Origin of the sequence: Micromonospora sp. ATCC 39149, assembly GCF_000158815.1 — a bacterium.
Lineage (GTDB): Bacteria > Actinomycetota > Actinomycetes > Mycobacteriales > Micromonosporaceae > Micromonospora.
Genome location: NZ_GG657738.1, coordinates 5,149,432 through 5,154,011, shown reverse-complemented (window position 1 = coordinate 5,154,011; position 4,580 = coordinate 5,149,432). Strand labels below are relative to the sequence as shown.

The following is a 4,580-nucleotide window of genomic DNA, read 5'->3' as shown; positions in this document are numbered from 1 at the left end:
CTCCTGCTCGGCCTTCAGCGCGGCGGCGCGCGCCTCGGCGGCGGCCACCTCGATGTCGTGGGCACTCGCCGGCTTGGCGACCGGGGTCGCCGGCTGCGGCGGGCCAGGGACCGGGCCCTTGGGCTTCGGTCCGGGGGTCGGCGGGCCGGGCCGCCGGGGCGGCATCGGCTTCGCCGCGATCCGGGGGGCACCCGGGGTCGGGGACGGTGTCGGGGTCGACGTCGGGCTCTGGGTGACCGCCGAAGGGGCGGACGGTGCCGGGGAGCCGGCGACGAAGGCGTTGCGCAGCCGCCGGGCGACGGGCGCCTCGACGGTGCTGGACGCGGACTTCACGAACTCGCCCATTTCCTTCAGCTTGGCGAGAACGGTCTTGCTTTCGACCCCGAGCTCTTTGGCAAGCTCGTGTACGCGGGCCTTACCTGCCACTGCACTCCTCACTCCGAGGTCGTGCGGGCAGCACCCGCAGCGACCTCACTCCTGCACTTGAAGCCTGGTCATTTCAGGGACTTCATCGTGTGCTCATGTCGGTCGTCCTACCTTGCTAGCGACCCTCGCCCGATCGGGATGACCGGACGTAGTGGTTGGCGCATCGACGTGCTCGGCCAGCACACCGTGGTCGACGACCCCGGTGACGCGCAGCGCGCGCCCGAAGGCACGGCGGCGCACTGCCAGCGCGAAGCAGGCCGGATCCGGGTGCATGTTCGCTCCCCGACCCGGCAGCCTGCGGGCCGGATCGGGCCGAAGACTGTGACCAGCCTCGTCGCCGATCGCGACGATCCGCAGCAATTCGCTGGCCGGCGCGCGTCGCCGGCAACCCACACAGGTGCGCTCCGGCAGCGCGCGTCGTACCACTGGAACGAGTCTACCCCTAGCTGCCCGAGATCGCGCCGCCCGGCTCCCGGACGTGATCAGCCGCGCTCCGCGCAGCCGTGGTCGCCTGCTCCGCGTCCGACCGGATGTCGATCCGCCAACCGGTCAATCGGGCAGCAAGCCGGGCGTTCTGCCCCTCCCGGCCGATCGCGAGGGAGAGCTGGAAGTCCGGAACGGTGACCCGGGCGGTCCGGGTGGCCAGGTCGACCACCTCGACCCGCAGGGCCTTGGCCGGCGAGAGCGCGTTGCCGACGAAGGTGGCCGGGTCGTCCGACCAGTCGATGATGTCGATCTTCTCGCCGTGCAGCTCACTCATCACCGCGCGGACCCGCTGCCCCATCGGGCCGATGCAGGCGCCCTTGGCGTTGACGCCCGGCACGGCGGAACGCACCGCGATCTTCGTGCGGTGGCCGGCCTCCCGGGCGATGGCCCCGATCTCCACGGTGCCGTCGGCGATCTCCGGCACCTCCAGGGCGAACAGCTTCTTCACCAGCGCCGGGTGGGAACGGGAGAGGGTGATCTGCGGCCCGCGCATGCCCTTGGCGACGTGCACCACGACGCAGCGGATCCGCTCGCCGTGGGTGTACCGCTCGCCGGGGACCTGCTCGGACTGCGGCAGCACGCCCTCCAGCTTGCCCAGGTCGACGCTGACGATGCCCTTCTCGCTACGCGCCTCGTGCGCCTGCACCACACCGGTGACCAGGTCGCCGTCGCGGCCGACGTACTCGCCGAAGTGCACCTCGTCGGTGGCCTCCCGCAGGCGCTGGAGGATCACCTGCTTGGCGGTCATGGCCGCGATCCGGCCGAAGTCGTGCGGGGTGTCGTCCCACTCCCGCACCACCGTGCCGTCGTCGTCCAACTCCTGGGCGTAGACCAGGGCCGCGCCGTTCTTGCGGTCGATCTCGACCCGGGCGTGCGATTCGGCCCCTTCGGTGTGCCGGTAGGCGGTCAGCAGCGCGGTCTCGATCGCCGCAAGGATCGTGTCGAACGGGATCTCCCGCTCGCGCTCGAGTGCGCGCAGCGCCGCGAGGTCGATGTTCACCTCTCCTCGTCCTCCACATCATCTTCGTCGTCGATGTCGTCAATGTCTGAGCTGTCGTCGAGTTCGTCGTCAGTCACCTCGTCGAGGCGGTGGAACTCCACCTGCACCCGGCCGGGGCCGAGCTCGGCGTGGCTGAACTCCACGCGGCCGGAGTCGGTCTCCAGCACCACGCGCTCGTCGTCGGCCTCGACCACCCGGCCGGTGACCTGCCGGTCGCCGGTGGGCTGCCGGTCCCCGGCGCGTGGCCCGGGCGCCACGGCGCGGGCGGTCACCTTCACCAGCCGGCCGACGTTGCGCCGCCAGTGCCGGGGCAGGGTGAGCGGACGGTCCACCCCGGGGGAGCTGACCTCGAGCTGGTACTCGCCGGCGAGGATGTCGCCGCCGGCCTCCTCGGCCGCGTCGAGCGCGGCGGAGACGGCCCGGGACACATCGGCGACGGCGTCCAGGTTGATCCCGCCGTCGGCGTCGACGATCACCCGCACCACGTGCCGGCGGCCGGCCCGGGAGACGGAGACGTCCTCCAGGTCGTACCCGGCCGCGTTGACCACCGGCTCGATCACCGCGTGCAACCGGGCCCGCCGTGCGGCGAGGTCCACCCGGGGGCCGCCGACGCGGTCACCGCCCCGGGGGCCGTCGGCGCGTCGGGGTCTCCCCGTCGGCCCCGTCGACCTGGTGGCACGGCCACGCTGCGTCATCTGGCGCACCCCTTCATGAACGACGACGCCCGGTCGGGACGCCATGCCGGCACGCCACCGGGGCGGACGCGCCGGTGGCTGCGCAGAGCGTAACGCGACCGCGTCACGGCGGGCCGGGCGGCGCACCGACGCCCTTGGCCCACATATCCGCTCCGATGGTGTTGACTTGTCCGGTGGCGAGGGGCAGAACGACACAGCGCGATCGGGCACTCGGGCATTCCCGGCGAAACATCCTGCGCGCGGGCGCGCTCCTGGCGCTCGGCGGCACCGTCGCGCCGCTGACCGGCTGTGATCTCTTCGACCGCGGCGACGAGCGGGACCGGGTGCCCGACCCGCTCGAACCCCTCGCGGCGCAGGCCCGCGAGCTGGCCGCCCGGCACCGCGCCGCCCTGGCCGCACACCCGGGCCTGGCGCCGCTGCTCACCCCGATCGCGGACGCCCACGAAGCGCACGCCGGCGAGCTGGCGAAGCTGACGGGCCGGCCGGTGCCCTCGCCGGAGCCGTCCCCGGACGCCACCGCCACCGGCGACCGCTCGGCGGTGCTGGCCGCGCTGCGCGAGGCCGAGCAGCGCGGGCGCGAGTCGGCCGCGACGCTCTGTGCCGAGGCCCCGGCCGATCGGGCGGCCCTGGTCGGCTCGATCGCCGCCGCCCGGGCGACCCACGTGGAGGCGTTGCGGTGAGGCGCCTTCAGGCACCGTCCGGGCCGGCCGAGGCCCTGGCCGGCGCGCTCGCCGCCGAGTACGCGGCGGTCTTCGCGTACGGGGTGATCGGGGTGCGGCTCGCCGACGCCGCCCGCACGGCCGCCCGCCGCGCCGAGACGGCGCACCGGTCCCGGCGCGACGCGCTGGTGCTCCAGCTCAGCGAGGCCGGCAGCGCGGTCCCCGCCGACAAGGCCGGGTACACGCTGCCGTTCCCCGTCACCGACGCGGCGACCGCGCTACGGCTGGCGGTGGAGGTGGAGGAACGCACCGCCGCCTTCTGGCGGGTGGCGCTGCCGCACACCACGGGCGCGGACCGCGACCGGGCCCTCGCGGCGCTGACCGACTGCGCGGTGCGGGCCACGCGGTGGCGGCGCACCGCCGGCGTGACTCCCGTCACCGTGGCCTTCCCCGGCCGCCCCACCTGACCGCACTGACCGGGCCCCGGGCGTTTGCGCTGGTCGCCTCGGCGGCACCCGCGATTGCGGATGGCATACCAGGTATGCATACTTCGGAGCCATGTCCATCCGTCACGGCCTGCTCGCGCTCCTCGAACGCGGCCAGATGTACGGCTACCAGCTCCGGGCCGCGTTCGAGGAGTCGACCGGCTCGACCTGGCCGCTGAACATCGGGCAGGTCTACACCACCCTGTCCCGGCTGGAGCGGGACGGGCTGGTCCGCCCGCTGCCGGAGAGCGAGGCGGGGCAGCGGCCGTACGAGATCACCGACGCCGGACGGGCGGACCTCGCGCTGTGGTTCGCGACCCCGATCAGCCGCACCGACCGCCCCCGCGACGAGCTGGCGATCAAGCTGGCCCTGGCCCTGACCACCCCCGGGGTGGACGTACGGGCCGTGGTGCAGACCCAGCGCACCGCCACCATGCGGGCGTTGCAGGAGTTGACGCGGTTGAAGTACGCCAGCGACCGTCCCGAGGACCTGCCCTGGCGGCTGGTGCTGGACGCGATGGTGTTCCAGGCCGAGGCGGAGATCCGCTGGCTGGACCATTGCGAGACGAGCCTGGTCCGGCACCGGCCCACCCCGGGGCCCGGCGGACGGGCCGGCCCGGGGCGCGCGGCGGAGGCGGACCGAGACGGCGAGGAGGCGCGACGATGAGCGGGACGGGCGGCGCGCCGACGACCCGACCCGACCCGATCGACCCGCTTCGTGGGCCCGACGCCCCCGGCTCCGACGCCACCGGTTCGGGCACGCCCGGTTCCGGCACGGCGGGAACCGCCGTGCTCGACGTCCGCGACGTGCACCGTACCCACGGCAGCG

General features: G+C 74.3%; 7 protein-coding genes. 3 read left to right on the top strand and 4 right to left on the bottom strand.

Features of this window, described 5'->3' with window-relative positions; genetic code table 11:
- The 4 genes from MCAG_RS22550 to rimP form a co-directional block, all read right to left on the bottom strand.
- The coding region (locus MCAG_RS22550) for a translation initiation factor IF-2 N-terminal domain-containing protein (RefSeq protein ID WP_036374794.1) at positions 1 to 426 on the bottom strand (426 nt) is incomplete at its 3' end.
- A gap of 93 nt (positions 427 to 519) precedes the next feature.
- The gene (locus tag MCAG_RS31250; RefSeq protein WP_007075289.1) at positions 520 to 852 is read right to left on the bottom strand and encodes a YlxR family protein; all 333 of its coding nucleotides are present in this window, start codon (positions 850 to 852) and stop codon (positions 520 to 522) included.
- Between the two features lie 16 nt (positions 853 to 868).
- Positions 869 to 1,912: a transcription termination factor NusA gene (gene nusA, locus MCAG_RS22545; RefSeq protein WP_007075288.1), complete on the bottom strand. Its 1,044-nt coding sequence runs from the start codon at positions 1,910 to 1,912 to the stop codon at positions 869 to 871.
- Positions 1,909 to 2,607, bottom strand: coding sequence for a ribosome maturation factor RimP (gene rimP / locus MCAG_RS22540; protein WP_007075287.1), 699 nt, complete (start codon positions 2,605 to 2,607; stop codon positions 1,909 to 1,911). Before rimP ends, nusA begins: the two co-directional genes overlap by 4 nt.
- A gap of 230 nt (positions 2,608 to 2,837) precedes the next feature.
- Here rimP and MCAG_RS22535 point away from each other — a divergent pair, with 230 nt between their 5' ends.
- From MCAG_RS22535 to MCAG_RS22525, 3 genes are all read left to right on the top strand, one after another.
- Positions 2,838 to 3,287 (top strand): hypothetical protein, encoded by a 450-nt coding sequence (locus tag MCAG_RS22535; protein ID WP_198141767.1) that lies wholly within the window; start codon positions 2,838 to 2,840, stop codon positions 3,285 to 3,287.
- Positions 3,284 to 3,733 (top strand): ferritin-like domain-containing protein, encoded by a 450-nt coding sequence (locus MCAG_RS22530; RefSeq protein WP_007075285.1) that lies wholly within the window; start codon positions 3,284 to 3,286, stop codon positions 3,731 to 3,733. Before MCAG_RS22535 ends, MCAG_RS22530 begins: the two co-directional genes overlap by 4 nt.
- Before the next feature lie 91 nt (positions 3,734 to 3,824).
- On the top strand, positions 3,825 to 4,418 hold the full coding sequence (locus MCAG_RS22525; RefSeq protein ID WP_007075284.1) for a PadR family transcriptional regulator: 594 nt from the start codon (positions 3,825 to 3,827) through the stop codon (positions 4,416 to 4,418).
- Positions 4,419 to 4,580: the final 162 nt, after the last annotated feature.